Consider the following 26,129-nt stretch of genomic DNA (forward strand, 5'->3'; position numbering starts at 1 on the left):
TTAGTCCGCGGCCACGGCTTTCTCGAGTTCGTTCAGCGCCGGCTCGATGGCGTCGGCCATCTCGTCGATGTCGTTGGCGACCTCGGGGGTGGTCACAAAACCGAAGTCCAGGTGATCCTGGTACGAGAAACAGGTGATGTTCAGGGCGACGTCCATGACGGGCGGCCCGAGCGGGGCCAGCATGTCCAGCTTCGCGCCCGCCATGTACAGCGGGAACTGCGGACCGGGCACATTGGAGACAACCAGGTTGATAGGGGCCAGGTTTCGCGACAACCCGCTGGCCGTGTACGCGCGGGCCGCCAGCTGCAGCAGCCCCGGCGGCGTCGTTTCGGTGAGCCCCATGATCTGGTGCGCCGACAGCGCCTTGGCCATGATCTTGGCGCTCTGCGAGCTGTCGTAGATGGCCAGGAGCCGGTCCACGGGGTCCTCGATATCGGTGGCCAGGGATACGGTCATCGAGCTCACCTTGTTGCCGACGTCGCTCTTGTCGTCCTCGGTGCGGGTGGACACCGGAATCTGCGCGATCAGCGGTTTGGCCGGCAGCTCGCCGCGCTTCTGCAGATATTCGCGGGCAGCGCCGGCAACCAAAGCCAGCACCACGTCGTTGAGCTTGACACCGTAGGCGGCCTTGACGGCCTTGACCCGGGCCAGCTCGACCCGCGAGCCGGTGATCCGGCGGTGCGGCGAAACCGGCGCGTTGAAGCGGGTTTTCGGCGCTTCGAAGTACCCCGGCGGCTTACTGCTGATGCCCAACGTGGCGATCTGCTGACGCACTGTCTGTTCCAGCAGTCGCGCGATCCGGAAGGGTGTCTTGACCCCGACGTTGATCAGCGCCCCGACCGCGCGCCGTTCCAGGCCGGGCATCTGTTTGCCCTGCAGCGATCCGACCGGCTCCTGCTGCGGCGGGCGGGGTTCCGGCGTGACGTCCAACAGGATCTCACCCAGCCCGGCGCCGGAAACCCCGTCGACGATCGCGTGGTGCATCTTGGTCAGTGACGCGATCCGGCCGCCCTCGACGCCCTCGATCACCCACATCTCCCACAGCGGGCGCGAGCGGTCCAGCTTGTACGACATCAGCCGGCCGACCAGCTCCTCGAGCTCGCGGCGGGTGCCGGGGGCCGGGACGCCGATGCGCCGGATGTGGAAGTCGATGTCGAGGTCTTCGTCCTCGACGAACCACGGTCGGTCCAGGCCCAGCGGCGCACCGCTGACCCGCCAACGCAACTGCGGCAGCTCCGGCAGCCGCTCGATGATCAGCTCTCGGAGTCGCTGAAAGCTGTAATCGGGTGCATCAGTGGGATCACAGATCGCCAAGGCGCCCACGTGCATGTGCCAGCCCGCAGTTTCCGCAGACCAAAACGCCGCATCCACACTCGAAAGCCGCTTCATGCGATGACCGTAGCCCCCCTTTGCTAGCCTTTGCTAGCCGTGGCTAGCTTTGCCCAACTCGCCCCCCTGCCGACGCGGCAGGCCCCTTGTCGTCAGGCGTCTTCCAACAGGTCCGGCGTGACCGCCGACTCGGTGTCGGGGATGCCGTCGACCTTCGCCTTGCGATCGGCCATTGATAGCAGGCGCCGGATACGGCCTGCCACAGCATCTTTCGTCATTGGAGGTTCGGCGAGCCGGCCCAGTTCCTCCAGCGAGGCCTGCCGGTGCTCGACGCGCAGCTTGCCGGCCGAGGCGAGATGGTCGGGGACGGTGTCGCCGAGGATCTCCAGCGCCCGCTCCACCCGGGCGGCCGCCGCGACCGCGGCGCGTGCCGAGCGGCGCAGGTTGGCGTCGTCGAAGTTGGCCAGCCGGTTGGCCGTCGCGCGCACCTCGCGGCGCATCCGGCGTTCCTCCCAGATCAGCCGCGTGTCTTGGGCACCCATCCGGGTCAGCAAAGCGCCGATGGCCTCGCCGTCGCGCACCACCACGCGGTCGGCGCCGCGCACCTCGCGGGCCTTGGCGCTGACCCCGAGCCGCCGCGCCGCACCGACCAGCGCCAGCGCCGCCTCGGGCCCCGGGCAGCTGACTTCCAACGCCGACGAGCGCCCCGGCTCGGTCAGCGACCCGTGCGCCAAAAACGCTCCGCGCCAGGCGGCTTCGGCGTCACCGATGTTGCCGCCGACGACCTGGGCGGGCAGGCCGCGCACCGGACGCCCGCGCATGTCCAGCAGGCCGGTCTGACGTGCCAGCGCCTCGCCGTCGTTGGCCACCCGCAGCACGTATCGGGTGCTCTTGCGGATGCCGCTGGCCGAGAGCACGTGCACGACGGCGTTGTAGCCGTAGAGGTCGAAGATGTCCTTGCGCAGCCGGCGCGCGATGTTGCCCAGGTCGACCTCGGCCTCGACCACGACCCGGCCGCCCACGATGTGTAGGCCGCCCGCGAACCTCAGCAGGGACGTGACTTCCGCCCGACGCGCGCTGACCGACTTCACCACCAGGCGGCTCAGCTCGTCTTTGACTTCGGTCGTCATCGCCACGCGTCGTCACCCCTTGGTCCACTGCCACTCGGTCCGTTCACGCCGGTCTGAGGACTTTCACCGTCGACCCGAATGTCCGCGGTGGCCGTCGCCGAAGGCGCTGCTGGACCCCTATGGCCCGCTCGGACCCCGTCGAGGACCGCCGCGAGCTTGCCCGGGTCATGTAAAGGTGTACCAGGTCGGGCTACGTCGGCGAAGTGGACCTCGGCCTGCAGCACAGTCGCGGTGCGGCGGACTTGCTCGCGTTCCCGTTCCCCCGGCACCCGGTCGGCGTCGATGATGATGTCGTGCACGGTGAATCCGGGCGCGTGCTGGGCCAATACGTGCAGATGACGCTCGACCGAGAACCCGGCGGTCTCGCCCGGCTCGGCCACCAGGTTGAGCACCAGCGCCCGCCGTGCCGTGGTGGCCTGCAGCGCCTTGGCCAGACCGGGCACCAACACGTGCGGGATCACGCTGGTGAACCACGATCCCGGGCCCAGCACCACCAGGTCGGCGGCCATGATGGCGTCGACGGCCTGCCGGGTCGCCGGCGGGTCGTCGGGCAGCAATCGCACCCGGCGCACCTTGCCCGGGGTGGTCGCGATCGCCACCTGCCCGCGGATCAGGCGGAACATGCGGGGGTCGGACTCCAGCCCGGAGACGTCGGCCTCGATTTGCAGCGCGATCGGGCACATCGGCAGCACCCGGCCCTTGACGCCCAGGATGCGGCCGAGCTCGTCGAGCGCGGCGACCGGGTCGGCCAGCACCTCGTTGAGGCCGGCCAGCAGCAGGTTGCCGATCGGGTGCCCGGCCAGGGCGCCGCTGCCGCCGAATCGATGCTGCATGATGGTCGCCCACAGTCGCCCGTAGGGACTGTCAGATGCCAAGGCCGCCAAGGCCATTCGCAGATCACCCGGCGGGACGACGTCCAGTTCGTTGCGCAGCCGGCCCGACGAACCGCCGTCGTCGGCGACGGTCACCACCGCGGTCACGTAGGGAGTCAGCCGGCGCGCCGCCGACAGCGTGGCGTACAGGCCGTGCCCACCGCCCAGCGCGACGATGCCCTCGCTGCGTGCTGGGCTCATTCCCGGCCCAGATCCCGGTGCAGTACCCGCACCGACAGTTGGTCTTCAACTTTCCGGTCCCCCAGCAGCTGCGCCAGTGCCTCGGCGATCGCGACGCTGCGATGCTTGCCGCCGGTGCAGCCGATCGCGACCGTCATGTAGCGCTTGCCCTCCCGGCGGTAGCCGTCGACAACCAGAGATAGCAGTCGATGGTAAGCGTCGAGGAACTCTGCCGCGCCGGACTGGCTCAACACGTAATCGCGCACCGCCGGGTGCTGGCCGGTGTGCGGGCGCAGCTCGTCGACCCAGTGCGGATTCGGCAGGAAGCGCACGTCCATCACCATGTCGGCGTCCATCGGCAGGCCGTATTTGAACCCGAACGACTCGAAGGTGACGTTGATGGACGCGGTGGCATCGCCGCTGAATGCCCGCTCGATGCTTTCCCGCAAACCGCTGACCGACAGCGTCGACGTGTCGATGATCAGGTCGGCGGTGGCGCGCACCGTGGCCAGCATCTGCCGCTCGGCGGTGATGCCCTCGGCCAGCGTCTGCTGGCCCTGCAGCGGGTGGCTGCGGCGATTCTGCTCGTACCGGCGCACCAGCATGTCGTCGGACGCCTCCAGGAACACCACCCGCGGGTAGATGTCGCGGGTGGCCAGCTCGTTGCGCACCTCGTCGAGGTCGCCGGTGAACCCGCGCGAGCGCACGTCCATCACCACGGCAAGCTGGGTGATCCGCGATCCGGCGGCCAGGCCGAAATCGACCATCCGGGTGATCAGCTGGGGCGGCAGGTTGTCGGCGACATACCAGCCCAGGTCCTCGAGCACTTTGGCCGCCGTGCCCCGCCCGGCCCCCGACAGCCCGGTCACCAGCACGACGTCGATGCCCGCCGAGCCGGCGTCACCGGGGGGCGGCTCGCTACCGCCCACTTGGCTCGTCATTCCACGGCTCCGGGCTGCTCGGGTCGCAGGGCCTCGAGGACGGCGGTGGCGGTCGCCACGCCAATGCCCGGAACGGCTGTGATCTGGTCGACGGTGGCCTCCTTGAGGCGGGCTATCGAGCCGAAATGGGTTACCAGCGCCTTGCGGCGGTGTTCTCCTAATCCTGGCACCGAATCGAGCGCCGACGCGGTCATTCGCTTGGATCGTTTGCTCCGATGGTAGGCGATGGCGAACCGGTGCGCCTCGTCACGGACGCGCTGCAGCAAATACAGCCCCTCGCTGTTGCGCGGCATGATGATGGGATCCGGCTCCGACGGCACCCAGATTTCTTCCAGCCGCTTGGCCAGGCCGATCACCGCGACGTCGGTGATGCCCAGCTCCTCGAGCACGGCGCTGGCCGCGTTGACCTGCGGCGCGCCGCCGTCGACGACAAACAGGTTGGGCGGGTAGGCGAACCGGCGCGACTTCCCTTCCGCCGAAAGGGTATTCGCGTCGCTTTGGTCGCTCAGGTGCCGCACGAACCGGCGGCGAGTCACCTCGGCGATCGACGCGACGTCGTCGGAGCGTCCCTGCCCCGCGGCTTCCCGGATGCCGAAATGGCGATAGTCGGATTTGCGCGGCAGCCCGTCCTCGAAGACCACCAGCGAGCCGACCACGTCGGTGCCCTGCACGTGGCTGATGTCGACACACTCGATGCGCAGCGGGGCGTCCGCCAGGCCCAGGGCATCCTGAATGTTCTGCAGCGCAGCCGATCTGGCATTGAAGTCGCCGGCCCGCTTCAGCTTGTGCTGCTGCAGCGCGTCCTTGGCGTTGCGCTGCACGGTCTCGGCGAGCGCCCGCTTGTCGCCGCGCTGCGGCACCCGCAGCGCGACCCGCGAGCCGCGCAGGCCGGACAGCCAGCTGGTCAGCTCGTCGGCGTTGGACGGCAGGCAGGGCACCAGCACCTCACGCGGCACCGGGTTGGTCGCCTCGTCGGCCGCGCCGCCCAGCTCGGCCTGCTCGCCGTAGAACTGGGTGAGGAACTGCTCGACCAACCGCTCCTCGCCTGATTCGCCTGGGTCGCCGGACTTTTCGACGATCCAGCCGCGCTGGCCCCGAACCCGGCCGCCGCGCACGTGGAACACCTGCACCGCCGCCTCGAGGTCGTCGTCGGCGAAGGCGACCACATCGGCGTCGGTCCCGTCGCCGAGCACCACCGCCTGCTTCTCCATGGCCCGCTTGAGCGCACCGAGGTCGTCGCGCAGCCGGGCGGCCCGTTCGAAGTCGAGTTCCGCTGCCGCGGAGTTCATCTGCTGTTCCAGCTCGCGGGCGAAGCGGTCGGTCTTGCCGGACAGGAAGTCGCAGAAGTCGATCACGATCTGGCGGTGCTGGTCGGCGCTGACCCTGCCGATGCAGGGCGCCGAACACTTGTCGATGTAGCCGAGCAGGCACGGGCGGTCAATCTGCTTGTGCCGCTTGAACACTCCGGCCGAACAGGTGCGGGCCGGGAAGACCCGGGTCAGCAGGTCCAGCGTCTCCCGGATCGCCCACGCGTGCGAGTACGGGCCGAAATAGCGCACGCCCTTGCGCCGCGGCCCCCGGTAGACCATCAGCCGGGGATATTCCTCGTTGAGGGTGACGGCCAGCACCGGATACGACTTGTCGTCGCGGTAACGCACGTTGAAGCGCGGATCGAACTCCTTGATCCAGTTGTATTCGAGCTGCAGGGCCTCGACTTCGGTGTTGACCACCGTCCACTCGACCTTGGCCGCGGTGGTCACCATCTGCCGGGTGCGCGGATGCAGAGCGGAGATGTCCTGGAAGTACGACGTCAGCCGGCTCCGCAGGCTCTTGGCCTTGCCGACGTAGACGACTCGCCCGTGCGGATCCGAGAAGCGGTAAACGCCCGGCTCCACCGGGATGGACCCGGCCGGGGGGCGATATGTCGCGGGATCTGGCACGCATCCAGGCTAGTAGCCGGTGCCGTCAAGCCGCCGACAGCTAGCGCTGGTCGGTCTCCGGCGAAAGGTCGAGGGTGCCGGCATGGGCGAGCCGCTGGTCGGCGATCGCCCTGATCGCCGCCTGAGTCGCGGAGTTTCCGGTGACGGCCCTCAGGAAGTCTTCGCGGCTCAGGCGCCAGAGCGTGCCGGCCTGCACGCAGCGCACGGTGGCCGTGCGCGGCACTTCGAACAGCAGGGCGATCTCGCCGAAGTGCTCACCGGCGTGCAGGGTCCGCACGGGTTGGCCGTCGACGACGGCCTCGTAGACGCCCGAGCCGATGAGGAACATGTCCTCACCGGGCTCGCCTTGCCGGACGACCACATCGCCCTCGGCGGGCTGCACTGCGACCAGCGCAGCGGCCAGCTGGCTTGCGGCCGCAACCGACAGGGGCCCGAACGCGTCCACCTTCTTGACGGCCTCGAGTTCGTCGCGCCGCACCGGGGAACGTCGTTCGACCCGCAACACGCGCAACAGGCCGTAGCTCGCGCCGAGGATCGCCACGGCGCCGGACACCTGCAGCGTGCCGCGGACGCCGATGACCCCATTGAGCTCCGCGGCGGCCAGACCGGCCACGCCGGTGATCGCGACCGCGATTAACGCGTTGATGCCGACGAGTAGGTCCAGTGACCGCCCGGACGCGCTCCGCTGCAGCAGCGTACGACCGCTGACGATCGCATAGGTGACCCCGACACCCAACATGCCCATCAGCGGCAGGGCAACGGCCTCGGCCCGCGTCACGGCGAGGGCGAATAGTGCTGCCGCACAACCGAGTAGGCCCAGGGCCAGCGGAATGGACATCGAGCGCCCGCCCAGCGAGAGGCTGGCGATACCGCCGAGCAGCCCGCCCACCCCGACGGACCCGATCAACACCGGTGTGCCGCCGGCGCCGATGTGCAGCAGGTCGGTCGCGATGCTGGTGGCGACGCTCTGCGCGATACCGGTCAGTGCGGCGATGAGGGCCATCACGACCACCACTATCCGGGCAGGCAGCAGCCGGCGAAGTACCCCGACTCCGCCGGCGAGGTCGCCCACGACCCGGGAATCCTCGTTGCCCACCCGGGTGTCGATTCCGCGGATGGCGAACAGCGGCCACGCGCCAAGCGCGCACAAGACGACGACGGTCGCCAACGCGGCCGAGGGCCCTGAGACACCCAAAGCGACCGCGGCCACGCCTGCGCCGAGCAATATCCCCGCGGTCTCGATCAACGACGTGAGCGCATTCGCCGCGACCAGCTGGGCCGGCGAGTCCGCCAACCACGGCAGCAACGCATCCTGCAGCGCCTTCGGGGCGGACTGGATGAACCCTTCGACCGCGATCAGCGCAAAGAGCAGGGCGTTCGGCGCGTGAAATTCCAATGACGGAATCACAAGCGCCACTGCGCATCCCCGGGCGACGATCGTGCACGCCAGCAATCGCTCACGCCGGAACCGACCCGCCAGCGCGGCGTAAACGGGCGCGCTGATCGCCCCGGTGAGTTGCCGAACGATGATGAACCACCCGGGGCCGATCGGGCCGAGACGATCGAATGTGACGACCAACATCGTCGCAACCCAAGCGAGGTGAGCGATCACCCCCGCCGCAATCGATGCTTCGGTCCGGGCAATGTTCGGATTCGACAAGGCATTGCGGCACGCGGCCCAGCGGCTTGTTCGCACCGGAGCGTCGGTCATCGGGTCAGCAGCCATCATGGTGGCCGCGGTCGACCTCGCCGGCGTGGGTGAGCCGCTGGTCGGCGATCGCCGTCATCGCCGCCTCGGTGGTCGAGTTGCCGGTGACCGCTCTCAGGAAGTCCTCGCGGCGCAACCGCCACAGCTCGCCCGCCTGCACGCACCGGACGCTCGCGGTGCGCGGCGCGATGTACAGCAGGGCGATTTCGCCGAAGTGGTCGTCGTGCCGCAGCGTGCGCACCTGCTGTCCGTCGACGATGGTCTCGAAGACACCCGAGCTGATCAGGAACATGTCCTCGGCGGAATCACCTTGCCGGACAACGACATCGCCCTCGGCGGCCGGCACCACGATCAGCGCGTCGGCGAGCTGGTTTGCGGCTGCGACGGACAGCGGCCGAAACGCCTCCACGTTCTTGATGGCGTCGACCTCCCGCCGGTTCGCCGGGGTCTGCTTTTCGACCCTGGTCAGTCGCCACGCGCTGTAGATCGCGCCCAGGATCGCCAGGCCCGCGGCTATCCGTAGCGTCGAGCGCACGCCGACCGCGGCGTTGAGCTCCGCGGCGCACAGCGCCGATACGGCGGAGACCGTGACGCCGATCAGCATGTTGATGCCGACGAGCAGGTCCAGCGCTCGACCCGACGCGGTGCTTTGGAACAGGGTGCGACTGCTGACGCCTTGGTAGACCATGCCGACACTGAACAGGCTGAGCAGCGGAAGAGCAACGGCCTTCGACGATGTCAGCGTCAGGACGACCAATGCCAGCGCGCAGATGAGCAGGCCGATGGTCAGCGAACGGGCCAGCGACCGGCGACCGGCCGAGAGGCTTGCGACGCCCCCGATGAATCCGCCGGCGGTGCCGAAGGCGATCAGCACCGGGCTCTCCGACACCTGGATGTGCATGATCTGCGTCGCGATGCTGGGAATGTTGCTGTGCTCGAAACCGCCAATCACCGCGGTGAGCATCATGACGACGATCACCGCACGAGCGTTGGGCAACTTGCGCAGCACACCGATTCCGCCGGCGAGTTGGACGAGGATCGGTGCGCGTTCGACGCCACCGCGGGTATCGACGCCGCGAATGGCGTAGAGCGGCAACGCCGCGAGGACGGCGAGCGCCGCAACGATCACCAGGACGGCCGACGGCCCGGACAACCACAAACCGGTGGCGGCCAGGGTCGCACCGACCAATGCCGCGGCGGTGTCGAGGGTGGCGGAAAACGAATTCGACGCGACCAGCTGGGCCGGCGAGTCGGCCAACCACGGCAGCAGCGCGTCGTGGATTGCCCTCGGCGCAGTGTGCGTAAACCCCTCTATCGCAATGGGAACGAACAGCAGCACGCTCGCCGTGTGCAGTTGCAACACCGGTATCATCAGCGCCACCGAGACGGCATTGGCGAGAAACCCGCCCGCCAGCACGCGCTCGCGCCGAAAGCGGCCCGCCAGTGCCGAATAAAAGGGCACGCCCGCCGCTCCGCCGAGCTGCCGCACCAACAAATACCAGCCGGGGCCGATCGGTCCGAACTCCTCGGCGACGATGACCAACATCGTCGCGCTGTAAGCCGCGTGCCCAAGCACGCCGGTCGCGATCGCCACTTCGACCTTGACCATGTTCCGGTTGGAGATCGCGTTGCGAAATACGGCCCAGCCACCTGGTCGTGTTGGGGCGCCGGATTGACCCACCGGCGCAGCCTAGCCCCGCCCGACAAAAGATTCCGGCCTTCAGCCCGATTCGATCAGGCGGCTCCGGAATTCAATTGCGCCCGTCTTTTCGCCGCCCAATCCGCCATCGGGAATCCGGGTTTGCTGTCGCACGCCGACAGCATCAGCACCACCCGCGGGACCGCGGCCAGGCCGTAATCACACGTCCAATCCGCCCGGGTCATCGTCCACACCAGCACACCATCGGACAGCGTCGCGAAGTAGCTGAGCCGCATCGGCTTGAATTTCCCCAGGGGCGCCACACCAACGGCGTCACCGCGGCAATCCGCGACGGCGCTGAAGCCCTTCCGGACCACGTCGTCGGTATTCACGGCGTCGCCGTAGACGTCGACCGATTCCGCGTACAGGGCCTGGCTGCCGACCGCGTACGCCGAGTCGGCATGGTCGGACGAGCCGGCGGGCAGCAACGGCGAGCCCTTGAACAGCAGCGCCGCCGCGCATTCCGGTGGTTCGACGCTGGTGAAGTAGCTGTCCCCCACCGGGGTAGCGACCGCCCGGCCCAGCGGGGTGGTGTTCCCGTCCTGCAGCAGCAGGTCGCGCGCCGCGATCGGCTTCGGCGTCGGCTTGACGGAGGTGCCGGACGGGGACGGGCCGGAGGCTCGAGTCGGCTGACCGGGCACCGATGTGCTGCAGGCGCCCAGCGTCAATGCGAGGACGAGTGCTGCGAGCGGCGCCCAGTGACGAGTTGCCATCGGCCGATGGTACGACGCGGCGGCCGCGGTGAGTATTCAGTGCGCGGGCAGTCCGAGTCGATGGTCAGGTGCGGGCCGGCACTGTCGGGTGTCAGCGGTATGCCTTGATCATTGACTTGATGGTCGCGGCGGACGGTTTGGGCGCCGGGCCTCCGAGGTGCCGGTGGCGAAGGTCATCGGCAAGCTCTTGCCAAACCCGCGGACCTTGCTCGTACACGTACGGAAAAAAGGGTCCGGTAATCGGGCTGGCGGGCAGATGTTTATTGCCCCAGTTGCCGATCGAGATCATCGTCGGAAGGAGTTCGATGGCCGCGTCCGTGAGGCTGTAGACGACCTTCTGTTTGTGGGTGGCATCCTCGGCCGTACTCAGCAGACCTCCATCGATCAGGCTTCGTAGCCGCGCGGCCAGGGTGTTAGACGCAATTTTCTCTTCGGAGTTCTGCAGGAGTACGCGAAAGTAGCGCCGATCGGCGAACATGATGTCCCGCAACACAATAAGACTCCACCGATCACCAAGGAGTTCGGTGGTCAGATTGATCGGGCAGTCTGAGCGACCCGTCATAGACACCCGACACCTTCTTTACAGACTCTCGAACATTGAAATACTGATTGCATAGTACAACCAGTATCGAGGACCGGGCCCGCCGAAGAACGCTGGCGAGCAAGGATTTCCAGCATGCCCGCGGCCTGTTTAGCCGGCGGGTTTTCGTTCACACCGCTAAATCCATGTGCCATAACAGTTCTCGGTTCCGAACTCGATATCTCGCAAGGGCGTTCTCCTAGTCCGATGCGGCGAGCGGCGAACCGTGGCGCTCGCATACCACTATCAAACTACAACTGGTTGTGCTTTGCAACTAGATCGGTTAGGTTGACAACGTCGAATGGTGACAAGACGGACCGCCCTGCATGACTGCCCGTCAACGCGAAACAAAGGAGCTATCGCATGCCCCTGTGGCACATCTACACCCCGGTCGGCGCGTACTCGGCCGAGGACAAGCGGGCCTTGGCGGCCGACCTGATGAGCGTCTACGTCGACGCCGGCTTGCCGAAGTTCTACGTCAACGTGCTCTTCCATGAGATCGCGGAGGAAAACTTTCTGATCGGCGGCGAGCCGAGAACTAACTTCGTGCGTCTGGTCGCCGAACACATTGCCCGGCACCTGGAGACCACCGAGCTGCGCCGAAAGGCGTTGGAGCTGTTCGAGGCAAAGATCGCGCCCTATGTGCGGGACCGCGGGTACGACTGGGAAATGCACATGGATGAAACCCCGTTTGACTGGTGGCAGGTGCAAGGATTGGTACCCCCGCTCGCCGACTCAGAAGGCGAGAAGCTCTGGGTCAAAGAGAACCGGCCCATCCCCTACGCGACGGTCTAACGCCGGGCATCTAATTTGGAGGCAACCCATGAGCATTGATATCCACTCGGCCGACGCCGCTCAGGTCGACCCGACGGCATCTCCGCCGATCCGCGCGACCGTTTACGTGGGCCGCTGGCCCGATATTCCCGCGCTCCCGCTGATGGGTATCCCGAAGGGCACGTTCTCGCCTACCACCTCCACGATCATCAGTGGCGCGAGCGAGGCGATCCTGATCGATACGCAGTACCTCAAGCAAGACATTCATGACCTCGGGGACCTGATCGAACGCACGGGCAAGAGGCTGACGACGATCTATATCACCCATCCCCACGCCGACCACTACCTCGGGCTAGCCGCTCTGCTGGAGCGGTTCCCGAGCTCCCGATGCGTCGCGCTACCCCATGTGGTCGAATCGATGCGAGAAACGATGGAGATGCAGAACCTGCAGTGGGAGAGGTTGTTCGGTGCTGCCACGGTCAAGGGCGGGCCGTTGCCCGAGCCGATCGAGAACACCCCGCTCTACGTCGACGGCTCACCTGTGAACATCATCGCGGTCGAACAGGCAGACATCAATCCGACCACCATCGTTCATATCCCAGAAATCGACGTGGTTGTCGCCGGCGACGCTATCTACAACGAGATCCACCCGATGCTGGGCCTTTCCACGCCGGACGAGTGGCAGAGCTGGCTCGCAACAGTCCGATTCGTCGAAAATCTGCACCCTCGGATGATTGTTGCCGGCCACCGTCGTCCCGACGGCGACGACTACGCGGTCGCCGCGATGATCGCTCAAACACGTTCCTACATCACGGATTTTGCGGCTGCGTTCGAGATTGCCGAGACCGCCGCAGATCTGGTGGCGGCGATGACGGCGAAGTATCCGCATCACGGCAACCTGTGGACCCTGCAGTTCTCGGCGTCGGATGCCATCGAGCGCCGAAATCGCAGCACCGCGTTGACAGACGCCAACTAGCGGTGCGGCCAGCGTCCGGCCGCGGTGAGCATTCATTGCGCGGGCAAGTCCGGCCGGTATTTGGCCAGCAGCGACCGCACGGTGTCCATCGCGTCGACGGCCCGGTCCTTGTCGACGGCCTGGATCGCCATCACCGGGACGTACTCGTCGTCGGGCAGGTCGATCCGCGCCCAGCGAGCACCGACAGGAAACGACACATCGACCACCTCCGACCACGGAATAGTCCTGTAGCCCAACAGGTTTCGCACCGAGAGTCCGGCAGCGCCGATCCGCAGGGTGGGCCGGGCGAACAGCAGAATCCCGCCGGCGAGGACCACGCCGAGGATGGCCATCGCCACTTGATCGGCGGTCTGGAAGATCACCCCGCTGGAGCCCATCTTCAGCAGGAAGCCGACCACGATGTGCGCCGCGGCGACCAGAAACGCTGCCGCGTAGACGAATAGCGGGGTCAGGTGTGGACGCAGTTCCGCGTCCCAGGCCTCGCAGGACGCCGGAGTCACGACTGAGTACGAAGGTCGCGCAAGGTCAAGGCGGCGGTCAGCGCGGCTCCGGCCGCCTGCGCCCCCTTGTCCTCCGCGGACGTCGGAAGCCCGGCCCGGTCCAACGCCTGTTCTTCGGTGTTGGTGGTCAGCACGCCATTGGCGACCGGGGTGGCAGCGTCCAGGGAGACCCGGGTCAGCCCCTGGGTCACCGCATCGCAGACATACTCGAAATGCGGTGTTCCGCCGCGGATGACGACACCGAGCGCGATCACGGCATCGTGGGTGCGGGCCAGTTCCTGGGCCACCACCGGGATCTCGATCGCACCGTGCACGCGGACCACGGTGGGGTTGTCGATGCCGGACTCGGCGGCCACCTTGCGGGCCCCGGCCAGCAGCGCGTCGCAGATGGTGCCGTGCCAGGTGCTGGCGACGATGCCGAGGCGCACGCCGGACGCGTCGAGCGCCGAGACATCCGGCACACCGGCACCACTCACAGAGCACCGCCGAATTCGCCTGGCAGATGGACGGATTCGTGGAACTCATCCAGCCCGGCCAAATCGTGCCCCATCTTGTCGCGTTTGGTCATCAGGTAGCGGATGTTCTCGGCGTTGGCCCGCACCGGAAGCGAGACTCGCTCGATGATGTGCAGTCCGTAGCCGTCCAGCCCGACGCGCTTGGCCGGATTGTTCGTCAACAGCCGCATCGAGCGGACCCCGAGGTCGACCAGGATCTGCGCGCCGATGCCGTAATCGCGCGCGTCGGCGGGTAACCCGAGCTTGAGGTTGGCGTCGACGGTGTCCTCGCCGGCGTCCTGTAGCTGGTAGGCCTGCAGTTTGTGCATCAGGCCGATGCCGCGGCCCTCGTGGCCGCGCATGTACAGCACCACGCCGCGCCCCTCGCGGGCAACCATCGCCATGGCGGCGTCGAGCTGGGGCCCGCAGTCGCAGCGCCGCGAGCCGAACACGTCGCCGGTCAGGCACTCGGAGTGCACGCGCACCAGCACGTCGTCGCCCTCGCCGTTGGGGCCGCCGATGTCGCCACGCACCAGGGCGACGTGCTCGACCTCTTCGTAGATGCTGGCGTAGCCGATGGCCTTGAATTCGCCGTGCCGGGTGGGGATTCGGGCCTCGGCGATGCGGGCGATGTGCTTCTCGTGCTTGCGCCGCCACTCGATGATGTCGGCGATCGTGATCAGCGCCAGGTCGTGTTCGTCGGCGAAGACGCGCAGCTCGTCGGTCTGCGCCATCGAGCCTTCGTCCTTCTGGCTGACGATCTCGCAGATCGCCCCCGCGGGCTGCAGCCCCGCCATCCGGGCCAGATCGACCGCGGCCTCGGTGTGACCGGGCCGACGCAACACGCCGCCGTCCTTGGCGCGCAACGGCACGACGTGGCCGGGACGGGTGAAATCGTCTGCGGCACTGGTGGGATCGGCCAACAGCCTCATCGTGGTGGCGCGGTCGGAGGCCGAGATCCCGGTGCCGACTCCGTTGCGTGCGTCGACGGTCACGGTGTAGGCCGTGCCGTGCTTGTCCTGGTTCACCGCGTACATCGGCAGCAGTCCGAGCCGGTCGCAGATCGCGCCGTCCAGCGGCACGCATAAGTAGCCCGAGGTGTAGCGCACCATGAACGCCACCATCTCCGGGGTGGCCTTCTCGGCGGCGAAGATCAGGTCGCCTTCGTTCTCCCGGTCCTCGTCGTCGATGACGACGACGGCTTTACCGGCCGCAATGTCGGCGACCGCCCGTTCGACGGAGTCCAACCTCGTCATCACCGCTACCTTGCTGTCGCCCCGGCACGCACGCGAACCCGCGTATGACAACCAGTATGAACCACGACGGGCGCACAGTTATTGCCGCGGCTTTTTCGCGGGCCACGGGGCCTGGGTGGCGCCGCTGCGCAACGGGAGGGTCTCGCTTTGGCCGCGGGGCGATCTCAAAGCGTTTACCTGCGATTCTCAGGGGGAATTGCTAGCGCCATGAATACTGCTGTGCGAAATCGGCCCTGGCTGCGCCTGTGTACCGGCGTGCTCACGGCCGGCTGTGTGGCCATGTCCGGCGTTGGGCTGGCCACAGGGGTGGCGCAAGCGGCACCGACACCTGCGCCGACGTATCACTGGTGCCCCGGCGACCAGTGGAATCAAGAGTGGGGCCCGTACCAGAACTGGAACAATTGCCACGACTGGGAGGGCAACCCGAACAACTACGGCGGCCAGGCCGGCTATGGGGCGCCCCAGTGGGCAGGCCCGCCGCCGCCCCCGCCGCCATGGGCGCCGTGGGCTGAGATCGTCTGGAACCCGGGCGCGAACCATTGGGGCTACTGGAACGGCCCGATCTGGGTCCCGGTCTAATCCGCTGACCCTTCTGACTGGGGGGAGAGCAGGCCGCGAGTGGCAAGGGGACCCTCGCGGCCTGCTTTCTATTTGGGGGCGCGCATGGCGTCAATCGCCGGTGCGGTCGAAGGTTTCGTCGAAGTCACTGTCGGTGCACGTGGTCCCGATTTCTTTCTGGACGCCATGACCGACGAGGTGCGTGACCGGATCCTGCGGCGGCTGCGGAAGCGGATACTGCCCGCTGATCTTGACGCGGCCCTTGCCGCCCGTCGGGCACGAACTGGCGTACTCGCTGTTGCGCGTCCACTCCCCGTTTGCGAAGACCAGCGGCTGCGATCCGTCGGACCCCCACAAGTAGCTCATGCATCGGTCTCCGGAGCGCAGGCAGTACGTCTTGACGCCGAAGTCGGCGTCCTGCTTGGCGCCGGGCCACGTTCCGGGAGTTCCGTTGCGCGAGTGGACGATTTGCCCGTGGTAGCGCCCGTACAGCGCCTCGGCCGGCGATACCACCCGGGGCGCCTGGCCGGCCGGGTCGGGAAGGCCCGTCACGTCGACGCCACCCGTGCGGGCGAACTTGGCCGTCGCCTTGTCGAAGCAGCCCCACGGCGTCTCCAGGTACAGATCGCCGGCCATGCCGCCGTCCGGCTGCGGGCGCAGGGTGAGGATGATGAACCGCTCGGTGGTTGCGCCGTCGCAAAATGCGGAGTCGGTGCCCACCCCTACCCACGAACCGCCGACCTGGTCGAAGACGAACGCCGGAAGGCTGGTCTTGCCGCTCGTGCGCGACGCGGTCGCCACGCAGGTGTTGGAACGGCACACCGAACGCGTTCGCCACGACTCCTTCGTCGGCTGGGAACCATCGCGCGGTTTGCCGTCGATGTCGGCGAAGGCACCGAACTGCGCGGTGTAGGAGCCGGTGAACGGGCCCGAGTCAGGCGAGGGGCTGGGGCTGGTGGAGGTGGTCGGCGCGGCCACCGGCGGCTGGTCCTCGTGGGTGACGTTCAGCACGAGCACCACGCCCACGATGACGAGCGTCACCACCATCGCGATGCCTCCCGCGATGAGCGCACGGTTGGTGCGCCGGGCGGGCGGGATGACCGGGCCGCCCCACGGCGGCGGCGGGATGGGCTGCCAGGCGTGCGGCGGCGCCCCGGCGGGGGGAGGTGGGCCGCCGGCCAACCAGGCGGGCTGGGTTCCGGCGGCCACCGTTTCCGCGTGGTTCTGGTTCGGAGTGCTCAGCGCGCGTTCCGCGGCGGCGGCCAGCTCCCCCGCGCTCGCGTAGCGATCGGCGGGGGTTTTGGCCATGCCGCGGGCGATGACGTGGTCGAAGGCGGCGGGAATGTGTGGCCTGCCTTGGCTCGGGCGCGGGATGGGGGCGGTGAGATGCGCGCCGATCACCGCGGGCAGGTCCCCGGTCGGATACGGCGGGTTGCCGGTCAGGCATTCGTAGAGCACACAGGTCAGCGCGTAGATGTCCGCGCGATGGTCCACCACGCCGGGCGCGCCCAGGCGCTCCGGCGCCAGATAGGCGAACGTCCCGACGGTGAATCCGGTGCTCGTCAGCTTGGCGTCGGAGGCGGCGTTGGCCAGTCCGAAATCGAGCAGGCAGGCGAATTCGTCACGGCCCAGCAAGATGTTGGCCGGCTTGACGTCGCGGTGAATCAACCCGGCGTGGTGGGCGGCGTCCAGCGCCGCGGCGATCTGGCGCACCATGGCCACCGCTCGCGCCGGGCCGAGCGGCCCCTGCCCGGACAACACGCCGTCGAGGTCGGTCCCGTCGATCAGCCGCATGTCGATGTAGAGATGTCCATCGACTTCTCCGCACTGATGGATGGGCACCACGTGAGGCTCATGCAAGCGCCCGGCCGCACGCGCCTCCCGAAACAGCCGCTGCCGGAATTTCTCGTTTCCCGAGAACTCGGACTTGAGCAGCTTGAGCGCCACCAAGCGCTCCATCACGGTGTCCTCCGCCTCCCACACGTGGCCGAACCCACCTTTGCCCAGCAACCGCCTGAGCCGGTAGTGCCCCACCCGGGAACCCGGACGTAAGCCATGCAGTCCGTCGAATTCCGCTGGCTCGTCCGCCACGGTGCCCCTTCCCCTTTGGTACCGACACTGCCCGACCCGGCTGCGGCAGCGCTATGGGCCCACGCCGGACCGTGGGCCCATTCGATCACGAAACGACGGCTACACGTGAGGGGTTGCTGCCGCGGCCGCCCGACCCACTCCGCCTTGTACCGTCGCCGGGAGCGCATACGCTCCTCGGAAATGTAATCCAATTATTTATCGGCAAGTTCTCTGGGAGCAAAACCTACTGCACTGCAACGTCTTTCGCGTTGGAAGATAAATTCAAGTTCACCGCCACGGGGCCCGATTTCGCGCCACGAAATGCGGAATTCGCGACATAGGTCGGACGAGCGAAAACTGGTACGCCTGCATTTTTTTGGCCAGGGCACAACGAGATTCGCTATCGCGCGCATTCATTTAGCGGCCGGAAAGTTGCCCGCCTCCGATTCGGGAAACGCGGGGCCGTACCTTAACCCCCATGCGCAAACTTGTCGTCGCCATCGTCCTCGCGTTCGCAGTGCTCGCCACGGCCGGATGCGGCCCGATCACCTTCACACTTGAAGCGGCCGGTGCGAGCGACCCTGGCACCGCGGTCCCCACCGGCATTACGTCCGGCGTCCTTAACTAAGGGTGAATTTCGGGCGCCGAGTGGATCGGCGATAAATGACGCAACGAAAACTAACTGGTGAAATCGGCAACCATTTCCCAATGAAATATTCGCCAGCGAAGACGGCGGGCGCTGAGCTCTTGAGAACGGCTGGATAGCAGGCCGCGAGCGGCAAGGGGACCGTCGCGGCCTGCTATCCGTCTGTCGTTATTCCCTAGCCGAATGTCTCAGTCCCGCAGCGCGCGTCCCTCCGCGTCGGGGACCTTGCCCATCAGGATCATGATTCCGTCGACGAACGGCCACAACGCGCCGATTCCGAAGGTGAAGACGGTGACCACGATTTGCACGATGCCCAGGGTGGTGTAGCCGAGGTAGAAGCGGCCGATACCAAGACCACCGAGGAAGATCTGTAGTAAACCCGCCACCAGCTTGCTCTTGTCCGACAGCGCCACATCGCCAGGCCCGCCGGTCGGGCCGGGGTAACGCCCGGGCGCGGGGGGTTGACTCGTCATTGTTTGTTCCCTCTCATCTGAAGGTCTGCGGATACCGGCCGTTCGGTCGGTCACGGCAAGACTCAGTGAGAGGCCTCGAAGGATTCTTGGAGGATCCTTGGAACCATGCGACGGGACAAGGCGCTGCGAATCAGCCCGGTGGCTGCTAGCTCGCTACCGCGTTTCCATAAGGCGCTCAACGTATTTCGCGATGATGTCGACTTCGAGATTCACCTGCGTGCCGACCGGGGCCCCGCCCAGCGTCGTCAGCTCCCGGGTTGTCGGGATCAGCGACACCTCGAACCAGTCCTGCGGCTCGGCGCCCAGCCCCGAGACAGTCAGCGAAATCCCGTCGACGGTGATCGATCCCTTCTCGACGATGTAGCGGGCGACGTCCGCGGGGACCTCGATGCGCACCACTTCCCAATTCTCCGAGGGCGCGCGGGCCACCACCTGCCCGGTGCCGTCGACATGCCCCTGCACGATGTGTCCGCCCAGCCGGCTGTTGATGGCCGCGGCGCGCTCCAGGTTCACCCGGCTGCCCGGCTCTAGCGCGCCCAGGTTCGAGCGGTTCAGCGTCTCGGCCATCACGTCGGCGGTGAACTGGCCGTCGGCCAACAGCTCGGCGACCGTCAGGCACACGCCGTTGACGGCGATCGAATCGCCATGGCCGGCGTCGGCGGTCACGACCGGTCCGCGGATCGTCAGCCGCGCGGCGTCGGCGAGGACGTCGCGGCCGGTCACGTGTCCCAGTTCCTCGACAATTCCGGTGAACATGGCACCAGGCTAATTGGCCCGCACTTTGCCAGGTGAGCGGCCGGTGCCGCCGCCAGCAACACGCCCGTCGGGCCGGCGCGAGGGCACCACGTTCCGGGGCCCGGTCACCCGCACCCTCTACGATGCAGAGTATGCAGACTCGCCGCCGTCTATCGGCCGTCCTCGTCTCCCTAAGCCTCGCCACCGCCTTGATCGCCGGCTGCTCGTCCGGTCCGAAGCAGAGCGGCGCACCGTTGCCTGACGCCACCACGCTGGTCAAGCAATCCGCCGACACCACCAAGAACGTCAAGAGCGTGCACCTGGTGTTGTCGGTCCAGGGCAAGATCCAGGGGCTGCCGATCAAGACGCTGAACGGCGACCTCACCCTCACCCCGGCCACCGCCGCGTCGGGCAATGCGCTGCTGAGCCTGGCGGGCTCGGACATCGACGCCCAGTTCGTGGTCTACGACTCGGTGCTGTACGCCACGCTCACCCCGAACAAGTGGAGTGACTTCGGCAAGGCCTCCGACGTCTACGACGTCTCGGCGATCCTGAATCCCGACACCGGCCTGGCCAACGTGCTGGCGAACTTCACCAACGCCAAGGCCGAAGGCCGCGAAACGATCAACGGGCAGAGCACCATCAAGATCAGCGGAAACGTCACCGCCGACGCGGTCAACAAGATCGCGCCGCAGTTCAACGCGACCCAGCCGATGCCGAGCACCGTCTGGATCCAGGAGTCCGGCGACCACCAGCTGGTCCAGGCCAACCTGCAGAAGAGCTCGGGCAATGCCGTCCAGATGACCCTGTCGAATTGGGGCCAGCCGGTCACGGTCACCAAGCCCCCGGTGAGCTGATGACTTCACGAGCGGGGCGCGGCGTCGCGATCGGCGCCGGCAGCCTGGCCGTCCTGCTGGGCGCGCTGGACATGTATGTCGTGGTCACGATCATCCGCGACATCATGCGCGACGTCGGGATCCCGGTTAACCAGCTGCAGCGCATCACCTGGATCGTCACGATGTACCTGCTGGGCTACATCGCCGCCATGCCGCTGCTGGGCCGGGCCTCCGACCGCTTCGGCCGCAAGCTGCTGCTGCAGGCCAGCCTGGCGTTGTTCATCGTCGGCTCGGTGGTCACCGCTCTGGCCGGGCACTGGGGCGACTTCCACATGCTGATCGCCGGCCGGACCATCCAGGGCGTGGCCAGCGGCGCATTGCTGCCGGTCACGCTGGCGCTGGGCGCCGACCTGTGGGCACAGCGCAACCGCGCGGGCGTGCTGGGCGGTATCGGTGCCGCTCAGGAACTCGGCAGCGTATTGGGCCCGCTCTACGGGATCTTCATCGTCTGGCTGTTCCACGACTGGCGCTACGTCTTCTGGATCAACGTCCCGCTGACCTTGATCGCCATGTTGATGATCCAGTTCAGCCTGCCATCTCGGCAACGCACCGAAGCGCCGGAGAAGATCGACGTGGTGGGTGGCCTGCTCCTGGCCGTGACGCTGGGCCTGACGGTCGTTGGCCTCTACAACCCGGCGCCCGACGGCAAACAGATTCTGCCGCCCAACGGGGCCCCGCTGGTGATCGGCGCGATCGTCGTCGCGGTGGCGTTTGTGATCTGGGAGCGCTTCGCGCGCACCCGGTTGATCGAACCGACCGGGGTGAAGTTCCGGCCGTTCCTGGCCGCGCTGGGCGCATCGCTGTGCGCGGGTGCCGCGTTGATGGTGACGCTGGTCAACGTGGAGCTGTTCGGCCAGGGCGTGCTGCAGATGAGCCAGACCCAGGCCGCCGGGTTGCTGACCTGGTTCCTGATCGCGCTGCCGATCGGCGCGGTGGTGGGCGGGCTGCTCGCGACCCGGGTCGGTGACCGCCTGACGACCTTCGTCGGCCTGCTGATCGCGGCCTACGGCTATTGGCTGATCCACTTCTGGCGGCTCGACGTATTGAGCCAGCACCACAACATCTTTGGCATCACCCTCCCCGCGCTGCACACCGACCTGCTGGTGGCCGGCGTCGGGCTTGGCCTGGTGATCGGGCCGCTGACATCGGCCGCCCTGCGTGTCGTCCCCTCGGCCCAACACGGCATCGCCTCCGCGGCGGTGGTGGTGGCCCGCAACACCGGCATGCTGATCGGCATCGCCGCGCTCAGCGCCTGGGGCCTGTACCGCTTCAACCAGATCGTGCAGGGGTTGTCGGCGGCGATCCCGCCGGATGCCACCCTGCTGGAACGCATTGCGATCCAAGGGACTTTGTACCTGAAGGCGTTCGCGGGCATGTACGGCGACATCTTCGCGGCCACCGTCGTCATCTGTGTGGTGGGAGCGCTGCTTGGCCTGCTGCTGGGCAGCCGCAAGGACCACGCCGAGGAACCGGAAGTCGCCGTCGAGGAGCAAGCGCTCGCCCTCGGTGAGCGCTAGGAGCACTGCTAGGCGCGGTGCGGCACCAGGCTGAGCACCAGATCCGGACCCATCCGGTCGACGCCGTCGAACTGCCAGCGCAGCGCCTTGGCGATGGTCGGCACCCCCACGTCGTCGACGACGGTGACGGGCCCCCCTAACAGCATCGGCGCGACGTAGGCCAGGATCCTGTCGACCACGCCGGCCCGCAGGAAGGCGCCGGCGAGCGTCGGTCCGCCCTCCAGCAGGACATCGGTGCAACCGCCGAGCGCCTGCAGCACCTCCATCGGGTCGTGGGTCCGGATCACCATCGTGCGCGAGTCGTCGTTGAGAACCCTTGCCTCCGAATGGATTTCGCGCTTGCCTACCACGACGCGCAGCGGTTGCTTCGCCGCCAGTGAGCCGTCGGGCAGCCGAGCGGTCAACGCCGGGTCGTCGGCCAGCACGGTGCCGGTGCCGACCACGATCGCGTCCGCGGCGGCCCGTCGCCGGTGCACGTCCAGGCGGGCGGCCTCGCTGGAGATCCACTGACTCGAGCCGTCGGCGGCCGCGCTGCGCCCGTCGACGCTGCCGGCGTACTTCCACGTCACATGCGGCAGCCCGGTCCGCTGCTTGTGCAGCCATTCGCGCAGCGGCCCGGCCGCCACCTCGTCGGCCAGCACCCCGGGCTGCACGTCCACCCCGGCCTCGGCCAGCCGGGCCGCGCCGCCGGCCGCGACCTCGTTGGGGTCGGCGACCGCGTACACCACGGTCGTCACACCGGCATGCAGCAGGGCGTCCACACACGGCGGGGTCTTGCCGTGGTGGTTGCACGGTTCCAGCGTGATCACCGCGACGCCGCCTTCGGCCAGCCGCCCGGCCCGGCGCAGCGCCATCACCTCGGCGTGGTCGCCACCTGTGGGCGCGGTGCCGCCGACGCCCACGACCTCGCCGCCGGTGTCCAGGATGACGGCCCCGACGGGTGGGTTCGGGTACGTGCTGCCCTTGACCCGGTAGGAGTGTTCGATGGCCAGGCGCATCGCCGCTTCGATGCCGGGCGCCGCGACGCTCATCCGCGTAGGTGCGGCGACGCGGCAACGGCCTGACGTCGCAACGCCTCCACCGCGGCCTCGGGGTCGTCGGCGCCGTAGACGGCGGAGCCGGCGACAAAGCAGTCGACGCCCGCCTCGGCGGCCTGCTCGATGGTGTCCGCATTGATGCCGCCGTCGATCTCGACGAGGATGGTCAACTCCCCCGCGTCGACCAGTTTGCGCACGGTACGCACCTTGCTCAGCACGTCGGGGATGAAGCTCTGGCCGCCGAAGCCGGGCTCCACCGACATGATGAGCAGGGTGTCGAAGTGCGGCAGGATTTCCAGGTAGGGCTCCAGCGGCGTCTTCGGCTTCACGCTGATGCCGGCCTTGGAGCCCGCCGCACGGATGTCGCGGGCCACCGCGATCGGGTTCTCGGTGGCCTCGGCGTGGAACGTGACGTTGTAGGCGCCCGCCTCGGCGTAGGGCGGTGCCCATCGGTCCGGGTTGTCGATCATCAGATGGCAGTCCACCGGGATTCGGGTGGCGGCCAGCAGGCTCTCCACGACCGGGAGGCCGATCGTCAGGTTGGGCACGAAATGGCCGTCCATCACGTCGACATGCAGCCAGTCGGCACCGGCGACGGCGGCGGCCTCGTCGGCCAGCCGGGCGAAGTCGGCCGCCAGGATCGATGGCGCGATCAGGGCTTCCGTCACGGGTTCGGTCCTGCCAGGCATGTGCGCCACACTACTGAGCCGGGCCGCCCGGCTCACGGCAGGCGGCGCAGCGCGGCGGCGAACATCGCGTCGGTGCCGTGCCGGTGCGGCCAGAGCTGTGCGTAGGGGCCCTGCGCCGACGGGCCCAGATCCGCCGGCTCGAACAGCGGCCGGGCATCCAGCGCCGACACCGGATGCCGGCGCAGCGCGTCGGCGACGACTCCGACGGTCTCGGCCAGGTGTGGCGAGCACGTCGCGTAGAGCACCACGCCGCCGGGCCGGGTCAGCGCGATCGCGGCGGCCAGCAGTTCGCGCTGCAGCTTGCTCAGCGTCGGCACGTCGGTGGGCTGGCGCCGCCAGCGGGCTTCCGGGCGCCGCCGCAGGGCGCCCAGCCCGGTGCACGGCGCGTCGACGAGCACCCGGTCGAAGCCCGGCTCGAGTCCACTCTCGCGGCCGTCGACGCGCAGCACCTCCACCCCGAGCCCGCGAGTGTTCTCGGCCACCAGGTCCGCGCGCGACGACGACGGCTCGATCGCGGTGACCCGCGCGCCGGTCTCGGCGCCCAGCGCGGCCAGCAGCGCCGTCTTGCCGCCGGGGCCGGCGCACAGGTCCAGCCAGCGTCCGCCGTCGCCGTCGACCGGTGCCAGCGTGAGCGCGCGGGCCACCAGCTGGCTGCCCTCGTCCTGGACCAGGGCCTGGCCGTCGCGCACCGCGGTCAGCCGCCCGGGGTCGCCGCCGCCCAGGTACACCGCGTACGGCGAGTACTTGCCCACCGTGCCGCCGGAGGCCGGGTCCAATTGCGAGGCCAGCTCGGCGGCCGTCAACACCCCGGGCCGGGCGGCCAGGTGCACCAAGGGCCGCTCGTCGTCGCTGGCCAGCACGGCCTCGAGTTCCCCGGCGTCGGCGCCCAGCGCGTCGGCGAAGGCCTGCGCGATCCAGCGCGGGTGCGCATGCACGGACGCGGCATGCCCGATCGGATCCTTGGCCCGGTCGGGTGCCAGCTCGTCGACCCACGACTTCTCGTCGCGCCCGGAGATCGTGCGCAGCACGCCGTTGACGAAACCCGCTCGCGCCGAATCGAATTCGACGCCGGCCTGTTCGACGGTGGTGGAGACCGCGGCGTGCGCGTCGACGCGGGTGCGCAGCAGTTGGTAGGTGCCCAGCCGAAGCAGATCGAGCAGCACCGGGTCGATCGCTTCTGGGGGGCGCCCGGCGGCGGCGCCGATGACCGCGTCGAGCAGCCCGCGGCTGCGGCACGTGCCGTAGGTCAGCTCGGTGGCGAACGCGGCGTCGCGGCCGCTGAGGCCGCGGTCGCGCAACGCCGCGGGCAAGGCCAGGTTGGCGTACGCATCGCGCTCGCTTACCGCGCGCAGCACCTGGAACGCCGCCGCACGCGCCGGGTCCAGCGGCTTGCGCCGCCGCGGCGCGGCGGGCCTGCGCTGATTGGGGGCCGGGCTCATGAGGCCCGCACCGCGCTGTCCAGCCGGGCGCCGCGCGCCCAGTCGACGGCGTTCATGAGTTTCTTGCCGGGCGGCTGCAGCTGGCCCAGCCGCACCGGGTCCGAGCCGGTGCCGATCCACGCGTTCTTGCGGTCCACGTGAATGGCGCCGGGCGACAAGGATTCTGGCGCGTCGGCGCCGACCTGGACCGGGCCGAGTTTGACGCGCAGGTCGCCGATCTGGGTCCAGGCGCCCGGATTCGGCGTGACGGCCCGAATCCGGCGCTCCACCACCTGCGCCGGAAGGTCCCAACGCACCCGCGCCTCCTCGACGGTGATCTTGGGGGCGATGCTGACGCCGTCGGCCGGCTGCGGCCGGGGTGTCAGCGTCTGGTCGGCCACGCCGTCCAGCGTCGTCGACAACAGCGCGGCACCCGAATCCGCAAGCCGCTCAAGCAGATCCCCCGCGGTGTCGGTCGGACGGATCGTCTCGGTGACGATGCCGTAAACCGGTCCCGAATCCAGGCTGGGCTCGATCTGGAACGTCGTGGCCCCGGTGATCGCGTCGCCCGCCGCGATGGCGGCCTGCACCGGCGCGGCGCCGCGCCAGGCGGGCAGCAGCGAGAAGTGCAGGTTGATCCAGCCGCGCGCGGGCACCGCGAGCAGGCCGTCGCGCAGCAACGCGCCGTAGGCCACTACCGCGCAGCACTCCGGCGCGAGCTCCGCGAGCTCGGCGACGAATTCCGGCGAGTTCGGCTTCGACGGCCGCAACACCGGGATGCCGCGGTCGAGCGCCTCGCGGGCGACCGGTGACGGTTCGGGCTTACCGCGCCGCCCGGAGGCGGCATCGGGCCTGGTCAGCACCGCCACCACCTCGTGGCGGGGCGAGTCGATGAGCCGCCGCAAAGAGGGCAGCGCCGGTTCTGGGGTGCCGGCGAAGACAAGACGCACCGGCCCAGTCTAAGAACCGCCGCGCCCGCTCCCGACATCCCACACCAA

25 protein-coding genes are annotated in these 26,129 nt (G+C 68.4%); 6 read left to right on the plus strand and 19 right to left on the minus strand.

Going from position 1 to position 26,129, the window contains the following annotated elements; genetic code table 11:
* The 9 genes from MRAB57_RS25060 to MRAB57_RS25100 form a co-directional block, all read right to left on the minus strand.
* Positions 1–1,389: a WS/DGAT/MGAT family O-acyltransferase gene (locus MRAB57_RS25060; RefSeq protein WP_077089749.1), complete on the minus strand. Its 1,389-nt coding sequence runs from the start codon at positions 1,387–1,389 to the stop codon at positions 1–3.
* 92 nt (positions 1,390–1,481) lie between these two features.
* On the minus strand, positions 1,482–2,459 hold the full coding sequence (gene whiA, locus MRAB57_RS25065) for a DNA-binding protein WhiA (protein WP_077090839.1): 978 nt from the start codon (positions 2,457–2,459) through the stop codon (positions 1,482–1,484).
* Positions 2,456–3,532: a YvcK family protein gene (locus tag MRAB57_RS25070; RefSeq protein ID WP_077089750.1), complete on the minus strand. Its 1,077-nt coding sequence runs from the start codon at positions 3,530–3,532 to the stop codon at positions 2,456–2,458. The genes whiA and MRAB57_RS25070 overlap by 4 nt, the downstream gene beginning before the upstream one ends.
* A complete protein-coding gene (gene rapZ / locus MRAB57_RS25075; RefSeq protein WP_077089751.1) occupies positions 3,529–4,452 on the minus strand; it encodes an RNase adapter RapZ in 924 nt (307 codons plus the stop codon). The genes MRAB57_RS25070 and rapZ overlap by 4 nt, the downstream gene beginning before the upstream one ends.
* Positions 4,449–6,392, minus strand: a complete 1,944-nt coding sequence (gene uvrC / locus MRAB57_RS25080; RefSeq protein ID WP_077089752.1) for an excinuclease ABC subunit UvrC — start codon at positions 6,390–6,392, stop codon at positions 4,449–4,451. Before uvrC ends, rapZ begins: the two co-directional genes overlap by 4 nt.
* Before the next feature lie 40 nt (positions 6,393–6,432).
* Positions 6,433–7,974, minus strand: a complete 1,542-nt coding sequence (locus MRAB57_RS25085) for a cyclic nucleotide-binding domain-containing protein (protein WP_157900662.1) — start codon at positions 7,972–7,974, stop codon at positions 6,433–6,435.
* Between the two features lie 133 nt (positions 7,975–8,107).
* Positions 8,108–9,709, minus strand: coding sequence for a cyclic nucleotide-binding domain-containing protein (locus MRAB57_RS25090; RefSeq protein WP_077089753.1), 1,602 nt, complete (start codon positions 9,707–9,709; stop codon positions 8,108–8,110).
* 125 nt (positions 9,710–9,834) lie between these two features.
* On the minus strand, positions 9,835–10,512 hold the full coding sequence (locus MRAB57_RS25095) for a hypothetical protein (protein WP_077089754.1): 678 nt from the start codon (positions 10,510–10,512) through the stop codon (positions 9,835–9,837).
* Positions 10,513–10,603: 91 nt separating this feature from the next.
* Positions 10,604–11,074, minus strand: a complete 471-nt coding sequence (locus MRAB57_RS25100) for a winged helix-turn-helix transcriptional regulator (protein ID WP_077089755.1) — start codon at positions 11,072–11,074, stop codon at positions 10,604–10,606.
* 381 nt (positions 11,075–11,455) lie between these two features.
* Between MRAB57_RS25100 and MRAB57_RS25105 the strand changes: the two genes are divergently transcribed.
* A complete protein-coding gene (locus MRAB57_RS25105; RefSeq protein ID WP_077089756.1) occupies positions 11,456–11,887 on the plus strand; it encodes a tautomerase family protein in 432 nt (143 codons plus the stop codon).
* Positions 11,888–11,915: 28 nt separating this feature from the next.
* Entirely contained in the window at positions 11,916–12,842 is a 927-nt protein-coding gene (locus tag MRAB57_RS25110) for an MBL fold metallo-hydrolase (protein WP_077089757.1), read from the plus strand.
* A 32-nt stretch (positions 12,843–12,874) separates the two neighbouring features.
* Here the strand turns inward: MRAB57_RS25110 and MRAB57_RS25115 are convergent, their stop codons facing one another.
* The 3 genes from MRAB57_RS25115 to MRAB57_RS25125 are packed head-to-tail and all read right to left on the minus strand — an operon-like array spanning position 12,875 to position 15,092.
* Positions 12,875–13,342, minus strand: a complete 468-nt coding sequence (locus tag MRAB57_RS25115; RefSeq protein ID WP_077089758.1) for a PH domain-containing protein — start codon at positions 13,340–13,342, stop codon at positions 12,875–12,877.
* A complete protein-coding gene (gene ribH, locus MRAB57_RS25120) occupies positions 13,339–13,818 on the minus strand; it encodes a 6,7-dimethyl-8-ribityllumazine synthase (protein ID WP_077089759.1) in 480 nt (159 codons plus the stop codon). The genes MRAB57_RS25115 and ribH overlap by 4 nt, the downstream gene beginning before the upstream one ends.
* Entirely contained in the window at positions 13,815–15,092 is a 1,278-nt protein-coding gene (locus MRAB57_RS25125) for a bifunctional 3,4-dihydroxy-2-butanone-4-phosphate synthase/GTP cyclohydrolase II (RefSeq protein WP_077089760.1), read from the minus strand. The genes ribH and MRAB57_RS25125 overlap by 4 nt, the downstream gene beginning before the upstream one ends.
* A gap of 207 nt (positions 15,093–15,299) precedes the next feature.
* On the opposite strand from MRAB57_RS25125, the gene MRAB57_RS25130 reads away from it, so the two are divergent.
* Complete coding sequence (locus MRAB57_RS25130; protein ID WP_083743526.1) at positions 15,300–15,671, plus strand: Mtp family mycobacterial-type pilin; 372 nt, start codon at positions 15,300–15,302, stop codon at positions 15,669–15,671.
* Between the two features lie 90 nt (positions 15,672–15,761).
* Here the strand turns inward: MRAB57_RS25130 and MRAB57_RS29460 are convergent, their stop codons facing one another.
* Entirely contained in the window at positions 15,762–17,741 is a 1,980-nt protein-coding gene (locus tag MRAB57_RS29460) for a serine/threonine-protein kinase (RefSeq protein ID WP_108637996.1), read from the minus strand.
* A 457-nt stretch (positions 17,742–18,198) separates the two neighbouring features.
* Here MRAB57_RS29460 and MRAB57_RS28695 point away from each other — a divergent pair, with 457 nt between their 5' ends.
* Complete coding sequence (locus MRAB57_RS28695) at positions 18,199–18,348, plus strand: hypothetical protein (RefSeq protein ID WP_157900663.1); 150 nt, start codon at positions 18,199–18,201, stop codon at positions 18,346–18,348.
* A 206-nt stretch (positions 18,349–18,554) separates the two neighbouring features.
* Here the strand turns inward: MRAB57_RS28695 and MRAB57_RS25140 are convergent, their stop codons facing one another.
* Both MRAB57_RS25140 and MRAB57_RS25145 read right to left on the minus strand, forming a co-directional pair.
* Entirely contained in the window at positions 18,555–18,839 is a 285-nt protein-coding gene (locus MRAB57_RS25140; protein WP_083743527.1) for a TM2 domain-containing protein, read from the minus strand.
* A gap of 153 nt (positions 18,840–18,992) precedes the next feature.
* Positions 18,993–19,595 carry a riboflavin synthase gene (locus MRAB57_RS25145; protein WP_077089761.1) on the minus strand — a complete coding sequence of 201 codons (603 nt, stop codon included), beginning with the start codon at positions 19,593–19,595 and terminating at the stop codon, positions 18,993–18,995.
* Positions 19,596–19,726: 131 nt separating this feature from the next.
* Here MRAB57_RS25145 and MRAB57_RS25150 point away from each other — a divergent pair, with 131 nt between their 5' ends.
* The gene (locus MRAB57_RS25150) at positions 19,727–20,431 is read left to right on the plus strand and encodes an LppX_LprAFG lipoprotein (RefSeq protein WP_077089762.1); all 705 of its coding nucleotides are present in this window, start codon (positions 19,727–19,729) and stop codon (positions 20,429–20,431) included.
* Positions 20,431–21,987, plus strand: coding sequence for an MFS transporter (locus MRAB57_RS25155; protein WP_077089763.1), 1,557 nt, complete (start codon positions 20,431–20,433; stop codon positions 21,985–21,987). Before MRAB57_RS25150 ends, MRAB57_RS25155 begins: the two co-directional genes overlap by 1 nt.
* Before the next feature lie 8 nt (positions 21,988–21,995).
* Here MRAB57_RS25155 and ribD read toward each other — a convergent pair whose 3' ends face one another.
* From ribD to fmt, 4 genes are read right to left on the minus strand one after another with little or no spacing between them, the layout of a single operon-like run.
* Positions 21,996–23,018: a bifunctional diaminohydroxyphosphoribosylaminopyrimidine deaminase/5-amino-6-(5-phosphoribosylamino)uracil reductase RibD gene (gene ribD / locus MRAB57_RS25160; protein WP_077089764.1), complete on the minus strand. Its 1,023-nt coding sequence runs from the start codon at positions 23,016–23,018 to the stop codon at positions 21,996–21,998.
* Complete coding sequence (gene rpe / locus MRAB57_RS25165; RefSeq protein ID WP_077090844.1) at positions 23,015–23,713, minus strand: ribulose-phosphate 3-epimerase; 699 nt, start codon at positions 23,711–23,713, stop codon at positions 23,015–23,017. The genes ribD and rpe overlap by 4 nt, the downstream gene beginning before the upstream one ends.
* A gap of 32 nt (positions 23,714–23,745) precedes the next feature.
* Positions 23,746–25,152: an RsmB/NOP family class I SAM-dependent RNA methyltransferase gene (locus MRAB57_RS25170; RefSeq protein WP_077089765.1), complete on the minus strand. Its 1,407-nt coding sequence runs from the start codon at positions 25,150–25,152 to the stop codon at positions 23,746–23,748.
* Complete coding sequence (gene fmt / locus MRAB57_RS25175; protein ID WP_077089766.1) at positions 25,149–26,081, minus strand: methionyl-tRNA formyltransferase; 933 nt, start codon at positions 26,079–26,081, stop codon at positions 25,149–25,151. Before fmt ends, MRAB57_RS25170 begins: the two co-directional genes overlap by 4 nt.
* Positions 26,082–26,129 lie beyond the last annotated feature (48 nt).

Origin of the sequence: Mycobacterium rhizamassiliense (genome assembly GCF_900157375.1) — a bacterium.
GTDB classification, from domain to species: domain Bacteria; phylum Actinomycetota; class Actinomycetes; order Mycobacteriales; family Mycobacteriaceae; genus Mycobacterium; species Mycobacterium rhizamassiliense.

Bases quoted from the DNA above. Each gene is read 5' to 3' on its own strand.
- MRAB57_RS25085 (WP_157900662.1), bottom strand. From the start codon at position 7,974: ATGTTGGTCGTCACATTCGATCGTCTCGGCCCGATCGGCCCCGGGTGG.
- MRAB57_RS25170 (WP_077089765.1), bottom strand. From the start codon at position 25,152: ATGAGCCCGGCCCCCAATCAGCGCAGGCCCGCCGCGCCGCGGCGGCGC.
- MRAB57_RS25070 (WP_077089750.1), bottom strand. From the start codon at position 3,532: ATGAGCCCAGCACGCAGCGAGGGCATCGTCGCGCTGGGCGGTGGGCAC.
- MRAB57_RS28695 (WP_157900663.1), top strand. From the start codon at position 18,199: ATGCGCAAACTTGTCGTCGCCATCGTCCTCGCGTTCGCAGTGCTCGCC.
- MRAB57_RS25060 (WP_077089749.1), bottom strand. From the start codon at position 1,389: ATGAAGCGGCTTTCGAGTGTGGATGCGGCGTTTTGGTCTGCGGAAACT.
- MRAB57_RS25110 (WP_077089757.1), top strand. From the start codon at position 11,916: ATGAGCATTGATATCCACTCGGCCGACGCCGCTCAGGTCGACCCGACG.
- MRAB57_RS25090 (WP_077089753.1), bottom strand. From the start codon at position 9,709: ATGGTCAAGGTCGAAGTGGCGATCGCGACCGGCGTGCTTGGGCACGCG.
- rpe (WP_077090844.1), bottom strand. From the start codon at position 23,713: ATGCCTGGCAGGACCGAACCCGTGACGGAAGCCCTGATCGCGCCATCG.
- MRAB57_RS25155 (WP_077089763.1), top strand. From the start codon at position 20,431: ATGACTTCACGAGCGGGGCGCGGCGTCGCGATCGGCGCCGGCAGCCTG.
- MRAB57_RS25145 (WP_077089761.1), bottom strand. From the start codon at position 19,595: ATGTTCACCGGAATTGTCGAGGAACTGGGACACGTGACCGGCCGCGAC.
- MRAB57_RS25150 (WP_077089762.1), top strand. From the start codon at position 19,727: ATGCAGACTCGCCGCCGTCTATCGGCCGTCCTCGTCTCCCTAAGCCTC.
- ribD (WP_077089764.1), bottom strand. From the start codon at position 23,018: ATGAGCGTCGCGGCGCCCGGCATCGAAGCGGCGATGCGCCTGGCCATC.
- MRAB57_RS25095 (WP_077089754.1), bottom strand. From the start codon at position 10,512: ATGGCAACTCGTCACTGGGCGCCGCTCGCAGCACTCGTCCTCGCATTG.
- MRAB57_RS25125 (WP_077089760.1), bottom strand. From the start codon at position 15,092: ATGACGAGGTTGGACTCCGTCGAACGGGCGGTCGCCGACATTGCGGCC.
- MRAB57_RS25105 (WP_077089756.1), top strand. From the start codon at position 11,456: ATGCCCCTGTGGCACATCTACACCCCGGTCGGCGCGTACTCGGCCGAG.
- MRAB57_RS25130 (WP_083743526.1), top strand. From the start codon at position 15,300: ATGAATACTGCTGTGCGAAATCGGCCCTGGCTGCGCCTGTGTACCGGC.
- MRAB57_RS25140 (WP_083743527.1), bottom strand. From the start codon at position 18,839: ATGACGAGTCAACCCCCCGCGCCCGGGCGTTACCCCGGCCCGACCGGC.
- whiA (WP_077090839.1), bottom strand. From the start codon at position 2,459: ATGACGACCGAAGTCAAAGACGAGCTGAGCCGCCTGGTGGTGAAGTCG.
- rapZ (WP_077089751.1), bottom strand. From the start codon at position 4,452: ATGACGAGCCAAGTGGGCGGTAGCGAGCCGCCCCCCGGTGACGCCGGC.
- MRAB57_RS25100 (WP_077089755.1), bottom strand. From the start codon at position 11,074: ATGACGGGTCGCTCAGACTGCCCGATCAATCTGACCACCGAACTCCTT.